This window comes from Paraconexibacter antarcticus, assembly GCF_024220175.1.
Taxonomy (GTDB): domain Bacteria; phylum Actinomycetota; class Thermoleophilia; order Solirubrobacterales; family Solirubrobacteraceae; genus Paraconexibacter; species Paraconexibacter antarcticus.
The window spans coordinates 4,478,489-4,499,652 of the sequence record NZ_CP098502.1; the positions used below are offsets into that span (position 1 = coordinate 4,478,489).

A 21,164-nucleotide genomic window follows, 5' to 3' on the forward strand; every position below is an offset into this window, starting at 1 on the left:
GCATCGGCCCCTCGATCTTGATGTCTGCCTCCGCTTCCAGCCCTCCTCCCGCACTGCACCAGTTAGAGGCCGAAGTGATGGCCGAGGTGTGGCGCGAGGATCGCGAACTGACCGTTCGCGAGGTCATGGACGGCATCAACGCGCGTGCCCCGCAGCAGCGTGCCTACACGACGTTCATGACCATCATGCGTCGTCTCGCGACCAAAGGGCTGCTCGAACGCCGCCGCGAGGGCAAGGCCGACTTTTACGTAGCCGTCTGGTCAGAGGCCGGCTATCGGGCCGCCCGCGTGCAAGCAGACACCTCAGCGATGATCGAGCAATACGGTGACGCGGCCCTCGTCGCGTTCGCCTCGGCGGTTGAGGGTGTAGATCCGGCCCGGCGGCGGCTACTGCGCAAGCTCGCGCGAGATGCGTAGCGCACGCAGCCTGTTCTGGGTGCAGCTCGGCCTCGGCGCGCTGGCCGCCGCAGCCGCTGCGCTGGCCGCGACCACGGTTCTGCGATCGGTCAATCCGGGCGCCTCCTCGTGGTCTGACCTACAGCGGATGTGCATCACCATGCTCGGCGGAGCCTCGCCCGTCGCGCGCGTGATCATCCTGGCGCTGGCCGGCATCGGCCTTGCGGTCCCCGTGCGCGGAGCAAGCTCGATCTTTCGGCAGCTCACCGCAACGCGCAGGTTTCTGCGGTCGCTGACCGTGACCGACGTGCAGGCCGGGAGCCCATCGGTGGTCACCGTCGCCGACGATCGCCCGCTGGCGTTCTGCGCCGGCGTGCTGCGCCCGCGGATCTACCTCTCCACCGGCACCAGACGGCTGCTTCCCCGGCCCGAGCTTGACGCGGTGATCGCGCACGAAAGCCACCACGCTCAACGACGTGATCCGTTGCGGATGCTGATCGTCGACGCGGTGCGTCACGCGATGTTCTTCCTGCCGGTCCTGGGCCAGTGCCGCACGCGCTACGGCAGCCTGACCGAGCTTGCCGCCGACGAGCGCGCGATCGCCACGGTCGGCGTGCGGCCGTTGGCCGGTGCGCTTGCGATGTTCGACGCTCACGGCGGCCCGCTCACCGCAGTCAGCGCGGAGCGCGTCGATCACCTCCTCGGAGAGCGACACGCCTGGCAGATCAGTCCGCTCGCGCTGATCGGCGGCCTGTGGAGCATCGCGGGGATCGTCGCTCTCGCCATCACCACGCTGAGCTTCGTCTCCACCCAGAGCATCACCATGGTCAGCCTCGCGTCGACCGCATGCGGCGTGACGATCATCGCTCTGCCCGTCACTGCCGCCGGGCTCGCATTCGGCCTCATCGGCCCGCGCTACCCCCGGTAGCGAGCCGGCGCCACTCACTCGCCGAGCCCGTGAGCCCTCGCGTCGTTGTGTCCAGCCGGCTAGCGCGGACGCGTTATCTGCTCGGGTTTGCGGCGGCCGTCTTCGCCCTGAACTTTGCATGGGAGATGGCCCAGATGCCGCTCTACGCGACAGCGATGTCGATCCGGCGCTGCCTGCAGGCGGCGGGCGGGGACCTCGCGCTGACGCTGCTCGCGTTCGCAGCAGCACGCGTTCTCGTCCGCCGACGTGCACTGCGCTGGACCTCCTTCGCGCTTTTGCTGATGCTCGCCGCGATACTCGTGGAACGTCAGGCGCTCTCCGGCGGCCGCTGGTCCTACGCGGCGAGCATGCCAACGCTTGCGGGGATGGGCATCGTGCCGCTCGTGCAACTGCCGTTGATCGCTGCGCCGGTGGTGCTCGTCGCCACGCGGGCCTCGCGCACACCGCGGGCCGCAACGCCTGGCTGAACGGACCCCCCGCGAGTCCGTCAGCACGGCGAGCTCGCGTGCGGGAACGGCGCACATCGTGAGACGAGAGGGAGCCTCAGCGCGCTGGGCGCCGATCGCCGCCCTGGCGTGCGGTTTGGGGGCGTCCGGAGATGGCGGCGGCGATCCCGTCGCGGAGCTGTGCCTTGGTGATGACGCCGATGACGTGACCGACGACCTGGCCGCGAGCGCTGATGAAGTAGCTCTCCGGTATACCCGTGGCGCCGTAGCGGCGCATGGTGGTGTTGGAGGGGTCGCGGATGTTGAGGTAGTCCACGCCGAAGTGATTCATGAAGTCCTGTGCATCCTGGCCGAAGTCCTGCATGTTCAGACCGACGAAGAGCACGCCCTGCGGTCGTGCCCGGTGCCATTCGCGCACGAGCAGCGGTGCCTCCTCGCGACAGGGCACACACCATGAGGCCCAGATGTTGAAGACATACGGTGTGCCCCGAAGCTCCTGGGGCGAGACCCAGCCGTCGGCCAGCGCCGGCGCCACGCCCGGTTGCAGCCGAGGTCCAAGCGTCCCGCGGCGAAGCACCTTCAGGTGGTAGCCGGGGGCGTCGGCGCTCTGGTTATGGGCCAGTCGCTCGTCGATGCGCGTGTTCGGACTCTTGGCCAGGACTCCGTAGGCCAGCAGCCCGACGAGCGCCAGCGCGACGCCGACGCTGACGGCGGGGACGACGAAGCGCACCCGCCGCTTGGGAGTACCGATCTCGACGTTGTCAGGGTCCATTAGCGCTCACAGATGATGGCGGGTCGATGCTCACCGGTTGATTTGCGTGGGAGAACTGTTGCGTGGAGAAGTGGGAGTAGGTGACCAGGCGGTCGTGGAGCACGCGGTGGGTGCGCAGATCGATGTGCAGTTGCCACCAGGCCGGGGTGCCGGGATCCATCAGGGCGACCACCGCGACCGGCCGACCGTCCTCCCGTTGCTCGCGCAAGAGGTAGGTGTACTGCGCGAAGGTGCTCCAGGTAAACCAGGTGTGGGTGCGGAACGGCAGCCCGCCGCCGAACTGCGTTCGTCGGTAGCCGAAGTCGGGCTCGCGGATCCACTGCGTGCCGCCGATGACCACGCTGTGAACTCCGAGGTCCGTTTGGAAGGTCATCCGATTGGGTGCCCCCAACACATACGTTGTGGTTGCCTGCAGTCCTGGGACGCTGGTGACCTTCTCGACCTCTCGGACCGAGCGCAGTTCTCGCATCGTTCCTTGGGCCTGCAGCATCAGCAGTCGGGCTCGCCGATTTGCTCCGCTCTGCCACTGGGCCGGCAGACGGGCGACGTAGCGGTGACCGCGGTCGCGCAGCGCGACCGTCACCAGCCGGCTGCCGGTGGCCAGGCGGAAACGCTGACAGCCGTCGCCGCACGAGTTCTGGGTAGCCCCGACAATGGTGAACGGCCCTCTTCTTGGGCGCTTGGAAAGCGCGTAGACACGCACGGTGCCGGCCAAGCCGGTGCCCTCTTTGCGAATCCAGGCGGCGACGACGTTCGAGCCGGCCTGCTCGGCAACGGCGAGCTCGTCGTGGGCAGGTGTCGGGAGTGGGCATGGCGCGCAGGCGGGGCCGGTTGCCGCCTGCGCTTCGTCGACCGATGAGAGTTGGCGGGGAGGCAGCGGGAAGGCCACCAAGACCGCGACGGCGGCGACGACGCCGACCCCAAGTAGGGGCTCGACGCCGAGCAGGCGCCAGTGACGGCGCTCAAGCCGGTCCGGCGTGCTTCGATTTGGGTCAAGCAGCCGCGGTCGTAGGCGCCGGGCGTGGATGTAGCTCGCTGTCGCGATGAACGCGACCAGGTCGGACTTGATCAGCAGCACGCGGCCGTAGTCGCTTTGCCATAGCGCCGCGATGCTGCCCAGCTCGATCACCGCGCTCACGACCCCGGTCAGCACCACGACGACGAACGCCGGGAGCGCCACACGCCCGAAGACGGGCAGGACGTGCCGCGCGACCGCGAGGCGCTGGGTGCGCCCGGCGGCGCGCAGGGATGGCCCCCAGGCCAACACCAGCACGGTGATGCCTCCCAGCCACAGCGAGGTCGAGCTGAGGTGCAGCCAGTCGTTGATCACGGCCAGTGTGCGGGGGGAGCTGGCGTTGGCGTGCCCCGACATCGCGAGAGCCAGCAGCGCGGCGAGCGCAGGGATTGCCGCCAGCCGCGTGCGCGTGGCGAGCATCACGAGTGCGACCGCCAGGAACCCGACCACGTAGAGGCGCGTGAGCCCGGCGCTGGCGTGCAGCAAGAAGTCGCTCAAGCCCTGCGGGGAGAATCCGTCGGCGGCATCTGCGGCATCCGCGGCGGCGCTCAGCGCTGCCGCTCCGATGGCGGCAAAGCCGAAGTTCAACGCAACGCTGCGATGCCGGCCTGCGACCCGCTGCAGGTCAAGCCCCTCCGATGTGTCCGCGAGCGCTGGGGGTGTCAGCCAGCTTGGAAGCCCACGCCGGTGCAGCAGCGCCTCGAGCAGCACGGCGCCGCAGAACACCAGCAGGGCTGCGTAGAGGATGACCCTGGCGAGCACACGCAGCCACCCGTTGCGAGCGAAAGGGCTCTGCTGCACGTCGTGCTCACCGCCAACGGCCGCCGCCCGCACTCCGAAGGAGAACGTGCCCTCCAAGGCGTGCCCGTCCTCGGTGGAGACCGTGTGCCACTGCACGCGATAGGCACCCCTCATCAGAGCCTGGGCAGGAAGGGTCACCGTCAGGCGTTTCCCGGAGACGGAGTTCCGGACCGCGAGCTGCTTGCCGCTGCTGACGGCGACGATGCTGGCCTTGCTCAGGCGATCGTTGAGCGGTTCGGTGAACACGAGTCGCACGCTGGCCGGAGAGCTCCCAAGTCGCGCGCCCGGCTCGGGTGTTGCGCCGAGAAACGCCGAATGGGCGCCTGCCGAACCGGCGCTACACAGCACCACGACGAGCGCCACGAAGACGATGAAAGAGCCGCGGCGCATCAACTAACAAGTGTAGTAGCGTTGCGGCCCGGCCGCGTCGCCGGCGTTGGCCAGACCGTTGTCAGCGGACCAGAAACGAGACTTGAGCAGATGAGCAGTCGTCAGGAAGAGAAGGCCGCGCGCCGCGCCGAGCGCGAGGCCCAGGAAGCCGCCGCCGCCAAGGCCGCCGCGCGCGCCAAGCGGACCCAGATGGCGCTGGGATCCGTCCTCGTCCTGGCGATCATCGGCGGTTCGGCTGCTGCGCTGCTGAGCAGCGGCGGCAGCGGAAAGGGCACGGGCACGGTCCAGTCCACCACAGCGAAGGTCGCGGTCCCCCCCGTCAAGGAAACCGACCTGGCCAAGGCGGCAAGCGGCGCCGGGTGCACGGTGAGCAATCCTCCGATCCAGGGCAGCACCCATGTCACCGGCACCGTGAACTACAAGACCAACCCGCCCTCCTCGGGTGACCACAACCAGGTTCCGGCTCAAGACGGCATCTACGCCCCAGGCAACGAGCCCGCGAAAGAGAACTACGTCCACGCGCTCGAGCACGGACGCATCGAAGTCGAATACCGCCCCGGCACGCCCGTGCGAACCATCAGCCAGATCGAGACGGTCGCCAGCGAGCCGCTGAACGGCTCCGATGCCTACCACGTCCTGGTCTTCCAGAACAACACGCAGATGCCATTCCAGGTCGCGGCCGTGGGCTGGGGTCACATCCTGGGCTGTAGGACCATGAGCCCCAAGGTCTTTGACGCCCTCCGCGCGTTCCGTAAGCAGTACACCGACAAGGGCCCCGAACTCATCCCGTAGCCAGGCACAGGCTCCGGCGACATCGCCCATTCAGCCCGTGCCTCGCCTGCTGACCGGCACATCGCGCGTCGGCTCTGGTGCAGCGTCACGCTTGCACCAGGTCACCCGTCCCGGCGGCAGTGTCGACTACGCCGAGGAACGGGTAGCTGACGTTCCCGGCATGAACTTCGCATCGGAATCCTTCGGACACCGCGTTATGCGTCGACGCCGGATGACAGCGCGCGGCCTGGACCGGTCCGGCGAGTTCGTGACGGCGGACGCGCTGGCGCATATCCCGAGGACCGCGGATCAGCGCGCGCGCCGGCGTCACGTCCCCCTCTAGCGTCCCGGCGTGCGGTGTCTGCTGTTGCGCAACGACGACCTGCTTCGGTGTCCGCGCGGCCGCTGATCGTGCCGCTGCCCCCGGGAGCACCTTCACCGGTACGACTGACGGCCGTCGCGGCGACTACGGCAACCGCACCGAACACCAGCAGCGTCCCCAGCCATCGAAGCCACAGCGGTGACCAACTGCGCGGCGGCGCACTGCTCTCGCGCAGACGATCTCGGCCGTCACGCTCGGGCTCGGGCTTGGCAGGGTTTGATGGGCCAGCGTCACACATCCAGAGAGCGGGTCAGCGTGACCTGACGGGTGGGACCACGTGCACCGGGATGCCGAAGGCGTAGTAGCGCTGATTCATGAAGTGCCCCGGTGCGATCATGCGCATCATCAGCACGTGACGGGACTGCAGATCGACCCGGAGACGAAACCAGAACGGGGCTCCGATCGTCCCGGTTCGGGCGAGATCTGCGAGCGCGAGATCTGCGACGGGCCGCCCGTGAACGTGGCGCACATCAAGCAGGCGCACGCCCGCGCGATGCGTCCACCAGGCCATCAGCTCACGCGTGTCTTCGGTGGGGATCGACTGCACCTGCCAGGAGCCGTCGGGCTGACGCACCCACACCCGGCTGCCGATCACCACCGTTTGGCTGGGACCGGCGTTTCTGGCCGTGATGGCGTAGTCGTGACGAGTGGCGATCCGGTAGCGGCTGATCGCCGCCGGCCCGCCCAGCCCTCCGGACAAGCGCTCGGCGATGCGAAACGCCCGCAGCTCGTCGATGCGCGCTATGGCATCGTTGAGTATCCGTCGGGCCACATCAGCGCCGCCGGGCCGGAACTGAACCGGGATCACCGCGGTGTGTGCGCTGCGGCCCCGTCGCGCGGTGACGCGTAGCGACGCGGGCGTGCCAGCGAGGCGAAACCGCACGCACCCCAGACCGCAGGTGCGCACCGCTGCGCCGGCCACCTGGATGTGGGCGCGGACGGGCTGGATGCTGAAGTTCATCAGCCGTACCGTGCCCGTCAGTGCGCCACGCGACGGTGTGACCCAGGCCGCAGCGATCCATGGGCCCGCCTGTTCGGCGGATGCGAGTTCGCCCGGCCGCGGCGCGCGAAGTCCGGCGGTGGCAGGTGGCTGTCGAGGTGGCCCTGCGCCGGACCGCCCGCCGGCCTCGGCGCGTTCCAAGAGCTGACGCGGGGGCAGCGGAAACACAGCCAGGAGCGCCGCTGCCCCGAGCACGAGCGCGGCAAAGGCCGGCTGACTGCCGATCAGACGCCAATGGTGCCGCTCGGCTGCGGAGTCGCCCACCGCGGCAGCCATGATACGGCGGCGTAGTCGGAACGCATGGGTGTAACTGGCGGCGACGATCACGCCGAAGAGCGCGATCTTCACCAGCAGCACCCGTCCGTACGCCGAGGTCCAGAGCTCACTCACGCGCCCAAGCTCGATGAGCGCGTTCGTCCCCCCGGCTACCGCTAGGACAGCGACAGCTGGCAGGGCCACTCGACCGAAGCGATCAAGCACCTCGCGCATCACGCGGCGTCGCTCACCCGGCGACACGTCGCGGATTCCTGGCACCCACATCGCCGCGATCTGGGCGATGCCGCCGACCCACGCAATCGCGGCAACCAGATGCACCCAGTCACTGCCGAGCGCGAGCGCGTGCGGCGAGGCGGAGTTCGCATGACCGCCCACAGCAACGGCGTAGAGTCCCGCCAACAACGCCACCGCCGCGACTCGCAGCGCCCGACCAGCCAGCAGCGCCGCGATCAGCACGGCGAGAACTGCGGCCACCCGAGCCTCACCGGAGGTCGTTGAGAACAGGTACGCACGGATTCCCCTCCAGGTCAGCGAGCCAGCTGCGTCCTGGGTCTCGGCCAACGCGACGCCGGCCCCCGCCGCTACGGCCACCCACCCCACGACGCGAGTGCGGCCCCATGCTCGGCGGACTCCCGCCGTCCCGGAAGGATCGTTGGATGCCGGGGAGGACTCACCGAGCAGCCATCGCGCGGGACCGTACCGCGAGCGGAACGCACATCCGAGCAACACGCCTGCGCCGAAATAGAACAGCGCGGCGTACCAGACGGTACGGAGCGCCACGCGCAGCCAACCGCTACGCGCCAACGGGCTCTGCTCCAGCCGCTGCGCGCCGTGCACCGCACGCGTACGGACGCCGAACCCGAACGAGCCTTCCAGCGCATGGCCATCGAGGATCGAGACGGTATGCCACTTCACCAGGTAGGCGCCAGTGGCAAGCCGCTGCACGGGGAGCACGATGAGCCGCCTACCACCCTGGACGCGTACATGGACCGGCACCGACCGGTTGGTGCGAGCGTCGATGATCCGCGCGCTCGTCAACTGGCGATTCAACGACTCTGTGAAGACGAGGCGAACTTGAGTGGGAGCGACAGGCAGCCGAGCCCCGGGCTCCGGGCTGGCATCCTGGAACGCGGCGTGAGCAGCCGCCGAACCAGCCGCCGCCGCGAGCGCCACAACGACCGCACACAGAACGACCAGGACGCGGGCGCTATGGGCCCGGGCGGCGGTACTCACGCCGCACCGGAACTCGACGGCGCTCACGCCCGGCCAAGGTCTCTCACTACGCGTGCGGCGTAGCGGCCGCGGGCGCGGCGGCGGACACCGTCCGGGGCCGGCCACATCGCGACGAGGCCCCCGCCGAAGGTGATGAACGTGCCGATCCAGATCCACATCACCATCGGCGAGACGATCAGCCGGAAGGTCGCCGCCGGCGGATGTGTGACGTAGCGCCGAATGATCTCAGCGAAGATCGCGCGTCGAACTTGGCCGTAGTGGGCGGGATTGACGGACACTGCCCGCTGCACCGCAGCGTTGAGCGTCTTGTCCGACTGCTTGATGTACGGTCGCAGCGGGGTGAGATCGGGTTGGATCGCCATCCAGATGTCGCGCCGCAGGCCCGCCTTCAGTCCCACCTCGCTGGTGGCTTCGCCATCAAACGCGCTCGAGATCGGAACGAACGGTGCGTTCACCGGGTAGAAGCCGCGGTTCGGACGCAACGTCGCGACGTACCTGCCGCCCTTCGTGACCCGCATGACCGCGCCGAACTCCAAACGCTCCAGCCGGCCTGCTGAGGTGACAATGCGCCCGGTGGCACGCTGATAGTGAATCTCGTAGCCGCCGTTGCTCGCCGTCTGGCCGGGGACGAGCTGGACGTCTTTGGCGTGCTGGAAGGCCGAGGAGGCCGCGACGCCGACGAGCACCGTCGCGAACCCGACGTGCGCGATGTAGCCGCCGTAGCGCCGCCGGTTGCGGCCGATCATCGCGAAGAACGCGCCGGGGACCGAGCCGCCGGACATCGCGCGGCGTGCCCGCACGCCGCGGGCGAACTCCTGGCCGACGGTGATGAAGACGAACGCGGCGCAGAAGAACATCGCCAGCGCTTTGGGACGCGACGCGGCGTCGGCGACGAGCGCGAGCAGCACGACGACGGCGACCGACCCGACCGCGGGCGCGAGGAAGTTCCGGCGGGCGTTGACGGCGGTCGCGCGGCGCCAGGCGATGACCGGGCCGATGCCGCTGAGGAGGACGAGCGCAAGCGCGAGCGGCACCGTGTAGCGGTCGAACCACGGCGGGCCGACGGCCGACTTCGTCCCGGTGACGGCCTCGCTGATGAGCGGGAAGAACGTCCCCCAGAAGGTGACGAACGCCAGCCCCACAAGCACAAGGTTGTTGGCGATGAACACCGACTCGCGCGAGAGCAGCGAGTCCAGCCGGTTCTCCGAACGCAGCGACTCCCGCCGGGACACGACGAGGCCGATCGACCCACAAATGAGCACGCCGATGAAGATCACGAACGGCGTCCCAAGCGTTGACGCGCCGAACGCGTGGATCGAGTCCAGGATGCCCGAGCGCACGAGGAACGTCCCCATGATCGCGAGCGTGCCAGTCGCGAGGATCAGGGAGGCGTTCCAGATCTTCAGCATCCCCCGACGCTCCTGGATCATCAGGGAGTGCAGGAACGCGGTGCCCGTCAGCCACGGCAGCAGGGAGGCGTTTTCCACCGGGTCCCAGGCCCAGTAACCGCCCCAGCCGAGCTCGGAGTAGGACCAGCGCGCGCCGAGGACGATGCCGATGCCGAGGAAGAACCACGCGGCGAGGGCGAAGCGGCGGGTCGCCGTGATCCACTCGGCGTCCACCCGGCGGACGAGCAGCGCGGCGACCGCGAACGCGAACGGCACTGTGAAGAGCGTGTACCCCGAGTAGAGCATCGGGGGATGGATCATCATGACGGGGTGTCGCAGCAACGGGCTCAGCCCCGAGCCCTCGGTGGGCGCGACCGCCAACGTCTGAAACGGCGAGGCGGCGAAGACCAGAAGCCCCGCGAAGAACGCGCCGAAGATGCAAAGCACCGCAGTTGCGTATGGCGTCACGTCGCGCATGCGGTTGCGCGTGAGGTAGAGCACGAGGCTGGACCACAGCGACAGCAGCCACAGCCACAGCAGCAGCGACCCCTCCTGCGAGGACCACGCCGCGGCGGCCTTGTAACCCGTCGGCGTCGTCGTCGACGAATGCGAGGCGACGACGGCGAACGTGAAGTCCGAACGCAGAAACGCAAGCTCGAGGACCAAGAAGGCGAAAGTCGCCAGACCGGCCAGCGCATAGACGGAGCGGCGGGCCGAGGCCGCCCAGTTGCGATCCTGGCAACGCCCCGCGTACACCGCCGCCCCGACACCGTAGACCGCCACCGCGAAGGCCAGGATCAAGCAGGCACGACCTACGGTGGCGCTATCCACGAAGCGCCCAGTCTGACTGCGCGATACGCGGGGAAACGTGCGAGAGGGTGGGTTGCATCAGCGTCCGGATAGGAGGGGCCAGCGACCGGCCCGGCTATACTACGCAGTCTAGTAGACACTGTACGGTGACAGCATGTTCGCCTGCTGCACCACTTAGTCCTCGCTGCCCCGGGACAGATCCCGACCCTCAAGGCCTCCGTCAAACCCAGCCTGGCTCACCACGTCACACGGCAGCCATGCTCGCGCTTCGGAAACCCAGCCTTGGCCTTGGGTGTGTATCGGTGTTGCGGCCCGCGACCGCGGATCGCATCGAGGTCCAGGACCTTTACGCGGCTGTGGGGCGTCGCGTGGTCGGCGGGTGCCGATGTCTGCATGCGCCGATGCAGGGCGGCCGCAACCGGGCGATCGCCGACCGGCGGGCGAAGCCTTCCGCGAAAGCCCGTGGGCGCGGCGCCAGGTTACCGTCGGCGATCGGCGCATTGTGATCCGGTCCTCTTGGTGGCCGCGAAGCTTCGGGGAGAACGTCACCGTCGGACGAGAGGCAGTCATGGACGAGCTGGATGAGCTGCAGGTCACCGCGTACAGGGGTCGAGGGCTGCTCGCGCGCCTGGCGGGGCGCTGGCGCCGACCGCCGGTGAGCGCGGAGGCCGGGACGAGCCGCCGGTCGTTCCTGCGCAGCACGGGCGGGTACGCGACGGGTGTGGCGGCGATCGTCGGGGTTCCTGCAGCCGTGCTGCTGGAGACTGACGCGCAGGCCGCTGCCGCGGCGAAGAGCGTGGCGAACCCGACCACGCCGGTGCCCAGCGGGCCGGTGATGGCGTACGTCCATGACGCGAGGAAGGGGACCGTCGTGATCATGTCCGGCACCAGCGAGCGCACCGTGCAGGACCACGCGCTGGTCCAGAAGCTGCTGCACGCACCCAAGAAGCCCAGGCGCAAGCGCGCACTCACGACGAACAAGAACGGCGGCTGACTAAGTGTCCTCCCATCGCGAAGCGCCTGAGATCAGCCAGGACCCGGTCGCCGACAACACCGACACCTACGCGTTCGTCAGCCCCGACCGCCCGGACACGGTGACGATCTTGACCAACTACATCCCGGTCGAGGCCGCCGCGGGCGGCCCGAACTTCTACGAGTTCGGCAATGACGTGCGCTACGAGGTGCACATCAGCAACGCGGGCAAGGCGCAGGCGGACATCACGTACACCTTCGCGTTCTCCACGGAGGTGCTGGACAAGACGACGTTCCTCTACAACACGGGCGCGATCACGTCGCTGACGGACCCGAAGTTCAACCGCCGCCAGAGCTACTCGGTGACCAAGACGGTCGGGCCGAAGGGCAGGCCGCAGGTCCTGGCCAGCGGTCTGGCGTGCCCGCCGTGCAACATCGGGCCGCACTCGACCCCGAACTACACGGCGCTGGCCAAGTCCGCGGTCCATGATCTGCCCGATGGTGTGAAGGTCTTCGCCGGCCAGCGCAACGACGGGTTCTTCGTCGACCTCGGAGCGGTGTTCGACCTCGCCGACCTGCGGCCCTTCCAGACGCTGCACGTCGCGCCGATGGCCCCGTCGATCGGGGTGGACACGTTCAAGAACGCGATCAACGTCCACACGATCGCCTTGCAGATCCCCATCCGCAGCCTCACCCGCGACGGCTCGGTGCCCAACGACCCAGGCGCCCCCGCGGCGGCGATCGGGATCTGGGGCGCGGCGTCGCGCCGCAAGATGCGCGTACGTGGCGATACCACCGGGCAGCACACCGAGTCCGGGCCCTGGGTCCAGGTCTCGCGCCTCGGGAACCCGCTGTTCAACGAGCTGCTCGTGACGATGACCCACAAGGACGGCTGGAACGGCAGCCCGCCCAGCGGTGACGCCGAGTACGCCTCCGGCGTGGAGAAGCCCGAGCTCTCCCGGAGGATCCCGGACCTGTACCCCCGTCAGTTCGAAAATCTCCGCAAGCTCAACGCCACCACCCGCAGCGACCTGGTCGCCCTGATCCTCACCGGTGTCAAGCCGGGCATCGTCCCGGGCCTTGCCAACTACACCGGCCCGACCCTGGCCGACATGCTGCGCCTGAACGTCGCGGTCCCGCCGACGGCCAACCGGAAGGTCCTCGGGGTCCTGGACGGCGACCCGGCCGGCTACCCCAACGGCCGACGCGTCCAGGACGACATCGTCACCATTTTCGTGCGCGCGCTCACCGGTGCGTTCCGGCCCTACTTCGACAAGACGTACAAGCCCGACCTCGCGGTGGGCGTCGTCACGCAGGGGGTGCAGACCCCGCCGACCGGGGACACTGGCGGGCCGAACGAGCGGTTCCTCAGCCACTTCCCCTACCTCGGCGACCCCTACGACGGCTTCACCACCCCCGCCCCCGTTGCCGTCAACGCCGCCCCCTCACTCTCGGTCCCCGGGGTCTCACCATGAGCACCGAGCCCGTCGCCCGCCCTCACCCCGAGCCCGTCGTCCTGAACATCGGCGGAAACCTCGGCGCCCTCGTCGTCTACTGGGACGCCACCCAGCTCGACACCCCCATCGAGATCAGCCCCGCCGGCCACGACGATGACCGCCAACACCAACACGTCCTCGAGCGCCCCCTCCACGGGCAGACGTTCTACGCCGCCGTCTTCGACCAGATCCACGAAGGCCCACACACCCTCTGGGTCCGCGGCCAGCCCCGAGCCCGAAACGTGACGATCGTCGCAGGCCAGGTCACCGAACTGCACTGGGAAGGCACCGACACCGGGTCACCGTGAACGACACTGGGTCGCGCCCTCCAGCGACCGACCACGAGCACGAGCTATTCCCATCTGCGCCACCTCCACGGGAAGGCCCACCGAACGCGGCCACGACCGCGGGCGAGAACAGGGTGGAAACACCGCGCATCGACCCGGCGGCCTGCGGCGCGTTCTACTTCTTGACCGGGCGCTCGCCAGGTGAGGCGCAGCAGGGTGCCCGCGCTACCCGGTGCCGGCGAGGATCGCGGAGCGGGCTGTAGACCGGGCGCGTCGTCGGCCAGGAGTGTCGGGATCGTCACGAGCGTGTAATGGCGCGCGCGAAGGCGGCGGATGATGCGCGGGAACGCGGCGATGGTCTGGGTTCGGTCGCCTCCGCCATCGTGCATCAGCACGATGGCGCCGGGTCGGGCGCCGCTGATGGCGCCGAGGCTGAGCCCATGACCTGGCCAACGTCCCGCGCGCCCACCTGGCGTGGACCCCGTCGGCGTTGTCACTTAGTTAGTTAGAACGGGTTTCATAATGAGCGGAGTCGTCGCCAGCACATGATCGAGCAGGCTCCGAGCCTTCATCCAGATGCCCCGTCCTCGATGGGCTCGAGGCGGCGCGCCAGTGCTCGACGGCAACGGGGAGGACCGAGGGTCGTGATGCTCACGACGTTCGACGAGACCCGCACGTCTACGACGCCCTCCGTGCCGGTGCGAGCGGCTTCTTCCTCCAAGACGCGCCTCGCAGCCAGCTCATCCACGCGATCCGGACCGTCGCAGCGGGCGACGAGCTGCTCGCCCCAGCCAATCACGCGGCGCCTCATCCACGGCTTCGTCAGTGCCCCGTCGGCGGGTGGCGAACTGCCCCCGGGCTCCGCGACCTGTCCGCCCGTGAGCTCGAGATCCTCCGCCTCATGGCCTGCGGAATGAGCAACGGTGGGATCGCGGCCGACCTCGTCCTCAGCGGCTCGACCGTCGCGACGCACGTGCTCCAAGGGCTCCGCGTTCGCGACCGCGTGCCGGCTGTTATCGTCACCCACGAGGCCGCGCTCATGCAGCGCGGTGCGCCCGGGTCATCGGCCGCGGCGGCGTAGCTATTTGCCCCGGACAAAGTCCGTGCTGCGGAAGTGAAACGGCCGCGCATCGCGCGGCCGTTTCTGCGAGTTGGATTGCCGGGTGGCAATCCGTCGGGGAGTGTTTCAGGCGCTCTGGACGGTTCGGGCGGCGAGGGTGTCCAAGTTGTAGGCCAGGATCCCCCAGCCAACCCAGGTTCGTGCGCCGTCGTGTCCTCTGGGGCGCGATCGGCGTAGTCCGTAGGAGCGTTTGAGATGGCTGATGCGGCCTTCGGCACCGACGCCGTAGCCGGCCAATCGCTTTCGCAACACGCGACCACCTCCAGAATCGCCCAACTTGCAGGCAAATTCTGGCCGCCACCCCGGACAGACCCCCGACTATTTCCGGGGCAAATAGCTACGCCGCCGAGGCTGATGACCTGGGCGGCTGCGCGCATTCGGGAACACGACGCGCTTCTGCGGGCGCACCGGCGTCGAGGGCGGCGCGCACGCGCAGCCTCGCCTCGTGCAGCCGGCTCTTGAATGCCCGCTCCCCGACCCCTGCGGCGGCGGCGGCCTCTCGGGTCGAGAGGCCTTCGACGTCACGCAGCACGAGGGCGGTCCGGTACGCCAAGGGCAACTCGCGGATCGCGTGCTGCAGCGCGTCGTGAAGCTCGCGGTGCTCGGCCCGTGGGCCGGGCTCGTCACGGCGGCTGGCGGGGAACGCATCGGCGCGGTCGTCGACGCAGACGTCGTCGGCACGGCGGGTTCGCTGCCCGAGCATGCGGTTGGTCTCGTTGACGGCGATGCGGTGCAGCCAGGTCGCAACGTCGGCGCGGCGCTCGAAGCGACCGATCGCGCGCCACGCGCGCAGCAGCGTCTCCTGCAGGATGTCCTCCGCATCGGCCCGGTCGCCGGCGAGGTGGAGGATCATCGCGAACAGTCGGTCTCCGTGAGCGCGGGCGAGCGCTTCGAAGGCAGCGGTATCACCGGCCTGGGCCCCGGCGAGGAGCCGGTCGCGCGCTTCGTCGGACAACGCGAGCGAGGCTGCGGTCATCCGCTCAGGCCCGGGGGCGGCGGCGCGTTCAAGATCCGATCTCGCAAATGGATGTAGATGTCCTCGCGCACTCCCGGTGCCGGCGCGTCGTGCAGCCTCGTCAGGGCGCGGACCAGGGCCTCGAGGGACTGCAGGCCGCGCCGGCACTGCGGGCAGCGCGCGAGGTGACCGTCGAAGCGCCGGCGCTGGCGCCGCGAAAGGTCGCCCTCGGTGGCGTGGGAGAGGTGCAGCTGGGACCAGGCGTGGTCGTCTTGGCGTCGCGGGCGCTTCATGTCGTCCCGCATGCTGAGCCTTCGGCGAGCCTTCCGCGTGAACGGCTCCTTACGCCGGGGTGGCGGCGCGCGTGAACGCCTCGGCAAGGAAGTCGTAACCAATCCTCGCGGGGGTGTCGCGGTCTAACTCCGTGCAACCCACATCAACGCATGGAGGACGTCATGAACGTGTCTTTGAAGAAGCCGCTGGCCCTAGCCGGCATCGCCGCGCTGACCCTCGCTGGTTCCGGTGCCGCGGGTGCCCTGGCCGACTCTGGGTCAGGCAGCAGCGGGCAGGGCAATGTCACGATCCAGAACAAGGGGCTGGACCTCGCCAACGAGACGGTGAAGCTGCCGTTGCAGCGCGGGACCTCCAACGGGCAGACGGTCTGGTACGTCGTCACCGACGACTCAGACGCCAACGACGCCAAGGCACGCGGCGTCGACGTCTCGCCCAAGCTGCGCAACGCGCTGGGTACCAAGGCGGTCCAGAACGCTCGCCTGGTCGGCGGCCAGATCGACTTCCCGGGCACGGTGGACTTCAGCCCCGACCGGGTGATCACGCCGGGACCGGATGGCTTCCCGCCCGCCCAGGCGGTGCCCGGCGCGGTCGGTGATGCCAACTACAGCCCGCTGGTGACGACCGGCAACGGCATCGTCCTCAACGCCACCCAGGTCGCCAACACCTCGGGTCTGCACGACTCCGTCGTCGCCATCGACTATCAGGCGAGGACGGTCACGCTGAAGACCTTCTTCGGGTTCTGGAACGGCCACCGCACCGTCTACCTCCATCAGGACGCATCCTCGACGGTCGTCGCGGCGGCCGAGGGCTCGACCTACGCGCCGAACCTCGATGCGGCACCGGGGCTCGGCTCCAACGACGAGAACACCTCCGCGCGCTCGGCGATCATCCCGATCGTCAACGGTCAGCGCGGGGTCACCAACCCGCAGCGGCAGGGCCTGAACTCAGCCCTGTTCGGAGAGGGCGACCCGCTGAACATCAACGAGGAGGTCCCGGGCAGCAGCAACCGCTACAGCCCCGTGTGGGACGTCACCCCCGTCATCTGGAACCAGTCGGCGATCGACGCGGGCCTCCGCGTGCGGCTGACGAGCGCCGGCGAGGTCCGAAACGCCTACGCCAAGGGCCTGATCCACGGTGCCGACGGGCCCCCGAACGCGAGCCTCGACGGGTTCCCGAGCGGCGGGTTCATCTCCAACTGCCCGATCGTCACGACGCTGTAGACGTCCGGCCGGTGCGCCCGGCCCGAGCGGCCGGGCGCGCCCGCCGGCGGCACCCACCACGACACCCTCACCCCGCGACCCCGGAGTCCCCATGAAGCTGCCCGTCCGTTCACTCACCCTGATCACCACCGCTCTCGGCGCCCTGCTGACCCTACCCGCCGTCGCGCCGGCGATCGCCCCGACGGCCACCTATCTCCTTCCCAGCGCCAGCGCGTTCGACGGTCAGGCGGGCCTCCCGCCGGCGACCGCCAAGACGGTGACGCTACCACTGGTGCCGGGGCTGACGCCCAGCGGGAAGGTCACGTGGTACGTGGTCACCGAGTCCTCCGACGCGGCCGACGCGCGCCGGCGCGGCGTCAACTACGCGCCCAAGCTCGCGCGTGCGCTGGGGACCAGCGCGGTGCAGACCGTCCGCGTGCGCAACCCCGAGGCCGAGCTGCCCAAACAGGTCATCCAGTTCGCGGGCACCGTCGACTTCAGCCCCGCTCAGCAGGTCGTGCCCGGGGCGGCGCCGGACTTCTTCCCGCCGTCGCGGTTCGCTCCCGGCTCGGTCGCCGACGCGAGTTACAGCCCGCTGATCACCACCGGCGACGGGATCGTCCTCGACGCTCCCCAGGTGGCCAACGCCTCCGGGCTGCACGACACGGTGGTCAGCGCGGACTTCGCCCATCGGCGGGTCACCGTCGGGTTGTTCGAGGGGTTCTACGAGGACCACCCCGTCCTCTACACACGCTTCTCGGGCTCTGACCCGCTGCTCGCCGCGATCGAGTCCACCACCTTCACCCCGAATCTGAACGCCGCCCCCGGCCTCGCCTCCGACGACCCTGTCTCATCCTCGCGCGAGGCGATCGTCCCGATCGTCAATGGGCCGACCGGAGCCGCGAACCCGCAACGTCAGGGACTCAACTCGGCCCTCGCCGGCGAGGGCGCGCCGCTCAACGTCATCCAGGAGGAGCCGGCCGACCCGGCCGACCCTTCCAGCCTGCGCTACAGCCCCGTCTGGGACGTCACCCCCGGCACCTGGACCGCCGCCGCCCTGAACGCCGGGCAGCGGGCACGGCTGACGAGCATCCAGCCCACGAGCACGCAGGCCGCCCCGTCGATCATCGAGCAGGCGCAGAGCGGGGCGCTTGTCAGCCCGCCGTTCGCCACCGGCCCGTTCAACCCGTCGGTCGGCCTGAACGCCGCGGGCCTCGTCTCGCTGTGCCCCGTCGTCGCGGTGCTGCCGATCAGCGGGTGACGCCTGCCGCTGCCGGCCCACGGGCGCGTGAACCCGCGGCACGAACACATCGCTCCCGGCCTGGCCGAGCGCGCGACGACGCTTGCGCACGTCATCACGAACGTCGTCTCCGCGACTTCGAGACCGTCCTCATCGACGAGCCGCTATGAGCTATCCCGAGTTCACGGAGACTCTCAGATGGCTTGCTCCACTCAAGCGTCTGGCGCGGTCGATCGTTGAGTTCGTGCGCGACGCAGTGCAGGGCGGCCTGGTCGTGCAGGGCGAGGTCGCTGTTGCGCGGGAAGTACTGGCGCAGAGCCCGTTGGTGTTCTCGTTGGACCCGCGTTGCCACGGGGCATGCGGATCGCAGAAGTAGACGGGCAGCCCGGTCGCGACAGTGAAGCTCGAGTGAGCGGCGAGCTCCTTGCCACGGTCCCACGTCAGCGAGCGCCCCAGGTGCTCGGGCAGCGCGTGGATCTGGCGGACGATCGCGGCGCAGACCGCGGCGGTCGTCTTGTCGGTTCCGACCCGCCCCAAGAGGACGTAGCGGGTCTGGCGCTCGACGAGGGTGACGATCGCCGACTGGCCGCGCGCGCCGATGATCAGATCTCCCTCCCAGTGGCCCGGCACCGCGCGATCCTCGACCTCGGCGGGCCGTTCGGAGATCGGGACCATGTCCTTGATCTGCCCTGACATGTTCTTGCGGCCATGCGGGCGCCGGCGGGTACGGCCGGTCCTCAGCGAGGCCGTCAACTCCTTACGCAGCGCGCCGCGGGACTGCACGAACAGCGACTGGTAGATCGTCTCGTGCGACACGCGCATGCTCAGATCGTCGGGGAACTCGACCTTCAGTCTCGCGGAGATCTGCTGCGGCGACCACCGCAGCCCCAGCATCGCCTCGACCTCGTCACGAAGCCGTGTGCCGTGCCAAAACGTGTTCGGGCCCTCGAACGCTGATGAGCGGTGGTTGCGGCAGCATGGTCGTCGTGGCCGTCCGTTTGCTCTACCTGGCGATCACGAGGGTGTTCGCGTGGCTCGCCCTGCGGTGCCGGTCCGGCGGTGCGAAGGAGGCGGAGATCTTGGTGTTGCGGCACGAGGTCGCGGTGCTGCGCCGTCAGGTCTCCCGCCCGCAGCTTCAGTGGTCAGACCGGGCGTTGCTCGCGGCCCTGCCCCGGGTGCTGCCACGGGAGCTACGGACGTCTCGGCTGATGACACCGGCGACCCTGCTCGCCTGGCACCGACGGCTCATCGCGCGTCATTGGCACTACCCGAACGCCACCGGGCGGCCACCGACTCGGGACGAGATCCGTGAGCTCGTGCTCCGGCTCGCACGCGAGAACCCGCGCTGGGGATACCGGCGCATCCAGGGCGAGCTCGGCCGGCTCGGGCACCGGGTCGGTGAGGGCACGGTCCGGCGGATCATGGCCGCGGCGGACCTCGGTCCAGCCCCGCGGCGATCGACCGTGAGTTGGCGTGCGTTCTTGGCCGCTCAGGCTCCGGGCTCACTGGCGTGCGACTTCCTGCACGTCGACACGGTGCTGTTGCGGCGGATCTACGTGTTCTTCGTGATCGAAGTCGGCACCCGCCGGGTCCACATCCTCGGCGTCACCGCGAATCCGACGGGACCGTGGGTGGTGCAGCAAGCCCGGAACCTGCTCATGGACCTCGACGAACGCGCCGGCCAGCTCACCGTGTTGATCCGCGATCGAGACTGCAAGTTCACCACAGCATTCGATGCCGTGTTCGCGTCAATCGGGATCCGCGTGATCAAGACGCCGGTCCGGGCGCCGATGGCGAACGCGTACGCCGAGCGATTCGTCGGCACCCTTCGCCGGGAGTGCCTCGACCACCTGCTGATCCGAGACGAGCGGCACCTCCGCGGTGTTCTCGCCGCCTACCAAACGCATTACAACGCCCACCGCGCTCACCAGGCCCGCGGGCAGCTGCCGCCCGATCACGACGGCGGCGAGGTCATCGACCTGACCGCGCGCATCCAGCAACGCCGCGTCCTCGGCGGCCTGATCAACGAGTACCGCAGGGCCGCATGACCTTTTGGCACGGCACAGCCACCCGAACCCGTGTGGCCGATCCGCCTCCCGCAAGGCCACCGGCACCCTAGAACGACCATCGAGGCATGTCCAACCACATGGACATCCGTCGTAACGGAAACGCGCCCCGATAGTCCCTTGCCCGAGGGCACGGCATCGGCCTTCGAGGTGTCCGGCGCGTACGCCGCACGTGAGCCATGAACGTCGCCTTGGCGAGAATGTTGACGCACACCGCTCGCGACCGCCGTCGACCGAGGACAGCAACCCCCCGACTTGCGGGGTTCTTTGAGAGCCGACGAGCGGATTCGAACCGCTGACCCGTTCATTACAGGACTATCGCTCGCCCGCAGACGCGCGTCCTGAGGTGGTGGGGCAACAACCTGTTGCCCCACCTTTCGCCCGTCGCGCGACCGCCGTTTTCCCGCGTGTTGCCCCCTACGTTGCCCCACCACCGCCAACGCGCCAAACCCAGCGAACCCGTAGAACACGAAAGGCCCGCAAACACGGACCTTCCGACCAGCGCGCCCGAGAGGATTCGAACCTCTGACCTTCGGTTCCGTAGACCGACGCTCTATCCAGCTGAGCTACGGGCGCGTGGATCCGGCAGCGTAGAGGACGAGGGCGGTCGGGTGTCGTGAGCCTCCCGCCCGGCGGCGGTCAGCTCACCTCGCCGGCCCGGACCTTCGCGGCCATCTCGTCGGACTCGGCGCGGTAGACGCTGCCGTCGGAGAGCTCGAGGACGGGCAGCAGCTTCTGGCCGCTGAGGGCGAAGACATCGGGGCGCTTGCCCTTGCCGAAGCCGTGCTTGACGACCTCGTACTCGATCCCCTGCTCCTTGAGCGCGCGCTCGACCTTCCAGCAGGCGTCGAGATCGGTGTGGAGGAACGTGTACGAGCAGCGGTGGAGCTTGACCTTTGACATGACGGGGACCCTACCCGCCGGGGCT

General features: G+C 69.2%; 18 protein-coding genes, 1 tRNA gene and 2 pseudogenes. 11 read left to right on the forward strand and 10 right to left on the reverse strand.

All coding sequences use genetic code 11. The features are described from left to right. Nucleotides 1-20 precede the first annotated feature (20 nt). The 3 genes from NBH00_RS21970 (at nucleotide 21) to NBH00_RS21980 (ending at nucleotide 1,790) form a co-directional block, all read left to right on the forward strand. Entirely contained in the window at nucleotides 21-416 is a 396-nt protein-coding gene (locus tag NBH00_RS21970; protein WP_302182763.1) for a BlaI/MecI/CopY family transcriptional regulator, read from the forward strand. A gap of 19 nt (nucleotides 417-435) precedes the next feature. After that, nucleotides 436-1,323 (forward strand): M56 family metallopeptidase, encoded by an 888-nt coding sequence (locus tag NBH00_RS21975; RefSeq protein WP_254570710.1) that lies wholly within the window; start codon nucleotides 436-438, stop codon nucleotides 1,321-1,323. 125 nt (nucleotides 1,324-1,448) lie between these two features. Beyond that, a complete protein-coding gene (locus tag NBH00_RS21980; RefSeq protein WP_254570711.1) occupies nucleotides 1,449-1,790 on the forward strand; it encodes a hypothetical protein in 342 nt (113 codons plus the stop codon). 76 nt (nucleotides 1,791-1,866) lie between these two features. Here NBH00_RS21980 and NBH00_RS21985 read toward each other — a convergent pair whose 3' ends face one another. Beyond that, complete coding sequence (locus tag NBH00_RS21985; RefSeq protein WP_254570712.1) at nucleotides 1,867-2,541, reverse strand: TlpA family protein disulfide reductase; 675 nt, start codon at nucleotides 2,539-2,541, stop codon at nucleotides 1,867-1,869. Further along, entirely contained in the window at nucleotides 2,531-4,747 is a 2,217-nt protein-coding gene (locus NBH00_RS21990) for a copper resistance CopC/CopD family protein (protein WP_254573752.1), read from the reverse strand. The genes NBH00_RS21985 and NBH00_RS21990 overlap by 11 nt, the downstream gene beginning before the upstream one ends. A 90-nt stretch (nucleotides 4,748-4,837) precedes the next feature. Between NBH00_RS21990 and NBH00_RS21995 the strand changes: the two genes are divergently transcribed. Next, nucleotides 4,838-5,539, forward strand: a complete 702-nt coding sequence (locus NBH00_RS21995) for a DUF3105 domain-containing protein (RefSeq protein ID WP_254570713.1) — start codon at nucleotides 4,838-4,840, stop codon at nucleotides 5,537-5,539. Between the two features lie 611 nt (nucleotides 5,540-6,150). On the opposite strand, the gene NBH00_RS22000 is transcribed toward NBH00_RS21995, so the two are convergent. Beyond that, entirely contained in the window at nucleotides 6,151-8,436 is a 2,286-nt protein-coding gene (locus tag NBH00_RS22000) for a CopD family protein (RefSeq protein ID WP_254570714.1), read from the reverse strand. Beyond that, entirely contained in the window at nucleotides 8,433-10,598 is a 2,166-nt protein-coding gene (locus NBH00_RS22005) for a heme lyase CcmF/NrfE family subunit (protein ID WP_254570715.1), read from the reverse strand. The genes NBH00_RS22000 and NBH00_RS22005 overlap by 4 nt, the downstream gene beginning before the upstream one ends. Before the next feature lie 577 nt (nucleotides 10,599-11,175). On the opposite strand from NBH00_RS22005, the gene NBH00_RS22010 reads away from it, so the two are divergent. The 4 genes from NBH00_RS22010 (at nucleotide 11,176) to NBH00_RS22025 (ending at nucleotide 14,443) form a co-directional block, all read left to right on the forward strand. Beyond that, nucleotides 11,176-11,601 (forward strand): hypothetical protein, encoded by a 426-nt coding sequence (locus NBH00_RS22010; RefSeq protein ID WP_254570716.1) that lies wholly within the window; start codon nucleotides 11,176-11,178, stop codon nucleotides 11,599-11,601. A 4-nt stretch (nucleotides 11,602-11,605) separates the two neighbouring features. After that, on the forward strand, nucleotides 11,606-13,054 hold the full coding sequence (locus NBH00_RS22015; RefSeq protein ID WP_254570717.1) for a DUF4331 domain-containing protein: 1,449 nt from the start codon (nucleotides 11,606-11,608) through the stop codon (nucleotides 13,052-13,054). Next, nucleotides 13,051-13,383: a hypothetical protein gene (locus NBH00_RS22020; protein WP_254570718.1), complete on the forward strand. Its 333-nt coding sequence runs from the start codon at nucleotides 13,051-13,053 to the stop codon at nucleotides 13,381-13,383. The genes NBH00_RS22015 and NBH00_RS22020 overlap by 4 nt, the downstream gene beginning before the upstream one ends. An 847-nt stretch (nucleotides 13,384-14,230) precedes the next feature. Further along, complete coding sequence (locus NBH00_RS22025) at nucleotides 14,231-14,443, forward strand: LuxR C-terminal-related transcriptional regulator (protein WP_302182764.1); 213 nt, start codon at nucleotides 14,231-14,233, stop codon at nucleotides 14,441-14,443. Between the two features lie 105 nt (nucleotides 14,444-14,548). On the opposite strand, the pseudogene NBH00_RS22030 reads toward NBH00_RS22025, so the two are convergent. From NBH00_RS22030 to NBH00_RS22040, 3 genes and pseudogenes are all read right to left on the reverse strand, one after another. Continuing rightward, nucleotides 14,549-14,704, reverse strand: a pseudogene (locus tag NBH00_RS22030) (ISNCY family transposase); the annotation flags it as partial. 115 nt (nucleotides 14,705-14,819) lie between these two features. Beyond that, nucleotides 14,820-15,458, reverse strand: a complete 639-nt coding sequence (locus NBH00_RS22035; protein ID WP_254570720.1) for an RNA polymerase sigma factor — start codon at nucleotides 15,456-15,458, stop codon at nucleotides 14,820-14,822. Beyond that, nucleotides 15,455-15,730 carry an anti-sigma factor family protein gene (locus tag NBH00_RS22040; RefSeq protein ID WP_254570721.1) on the reverse strand — a complete coding sequence of 92 codons (276 nt, stop codon included), beginning with the start codon at nucleotides 15,728-15,730 and terminating at the stop codon, nucleotides 15,455-15,457. Before NBH00_RS22040 ends, NBH00_RS22035 begins: the two co-directional genes overlap by 4 nt. 162 nt (nucleotides 15,731-15,892) lie before the next feature. Here NBH00_RS22040 and NBH00_RS22045 point away from each other — a divergent pair, with 162 nt between their 5' ends. Continuing rightward, nucleotides 15,893-16,951 carry a hypothetical protein gene (locus tag NBH00_RS22045; RefSeq protein ID WP_254570722.1) on the forward strand — a complete coding sequence of 353 codons (1,059 nt, stop codon included), beginning with the start codon at nucleotides 15,893-15,895 and terminating at the stop codon, nucleotides 16,949-16,951. A gap of 91 nt (nucleotides 16,952-17,042) precedes the next feature. Next, nucleotides 17,043-18,191 (forward strand): hypothetical protein, encoded by a 1,149-nt coding sequence (locus NBH00_RS22050; protein ID WP_254570723.1) that lies wholly within the window; start codon nucleotides 17,043-17,045, stop codon nucleotides 18,189-18,191. Nucleotides 18,192-18,285: 94 nt separating this feature from the next. On the opposite strand, the pseudogene NBH00_RS22055 reads toward NBH00_RS22050, so the two are convergent. Beyond that, nucleotides 18,286-19,085: pseudogene (locus NBH00_RS22055) on the reverse strand (IS30 family transposase); the annotation flags it as partial. Nucleotides 19,086-19,147: 62 nt separating this feature from the next. Between NBH00_RS22055 and NBH00_RS22060 the strand changes: the two are divergent. Continuing rightward, a complete protein-coding gene (locus NBH00_RS22060; protein ID WP_254570724.1) occupies nucleotides 19,148-20,218 on the forward strand; it encodes an integrase core domain-containing protein in 1,071 nt (356 codons plus the stop codon). 520 nt (nucleotides 20,219-20,738) lie between these two features. Here the strand turns inward: NBH00_RS22060 and NBH00_RS22065 are convergent. Next, a tRNA-Arg gene (locus tag NBH00_RS22065) sits at nucleotides 20,739-20,812 on the reverse strand. Between the two features lie 63 nt (nucleotides 20,813-20,875). Next, nucleotides 20,876-21,139, reverse strand: coding sequence for a glutathione S-transferase N-terminal domain-containing protein (locus tag NBH00_RS22070; RefSeq protein ID WP_254570725.1), 264 nt, complete (start codon nucleotides 21,137-21,139; stop codon nucleotides 20,876-20,878). Nucleotides 21,140-21,164 lie beyond the last annotated feature (25 nt).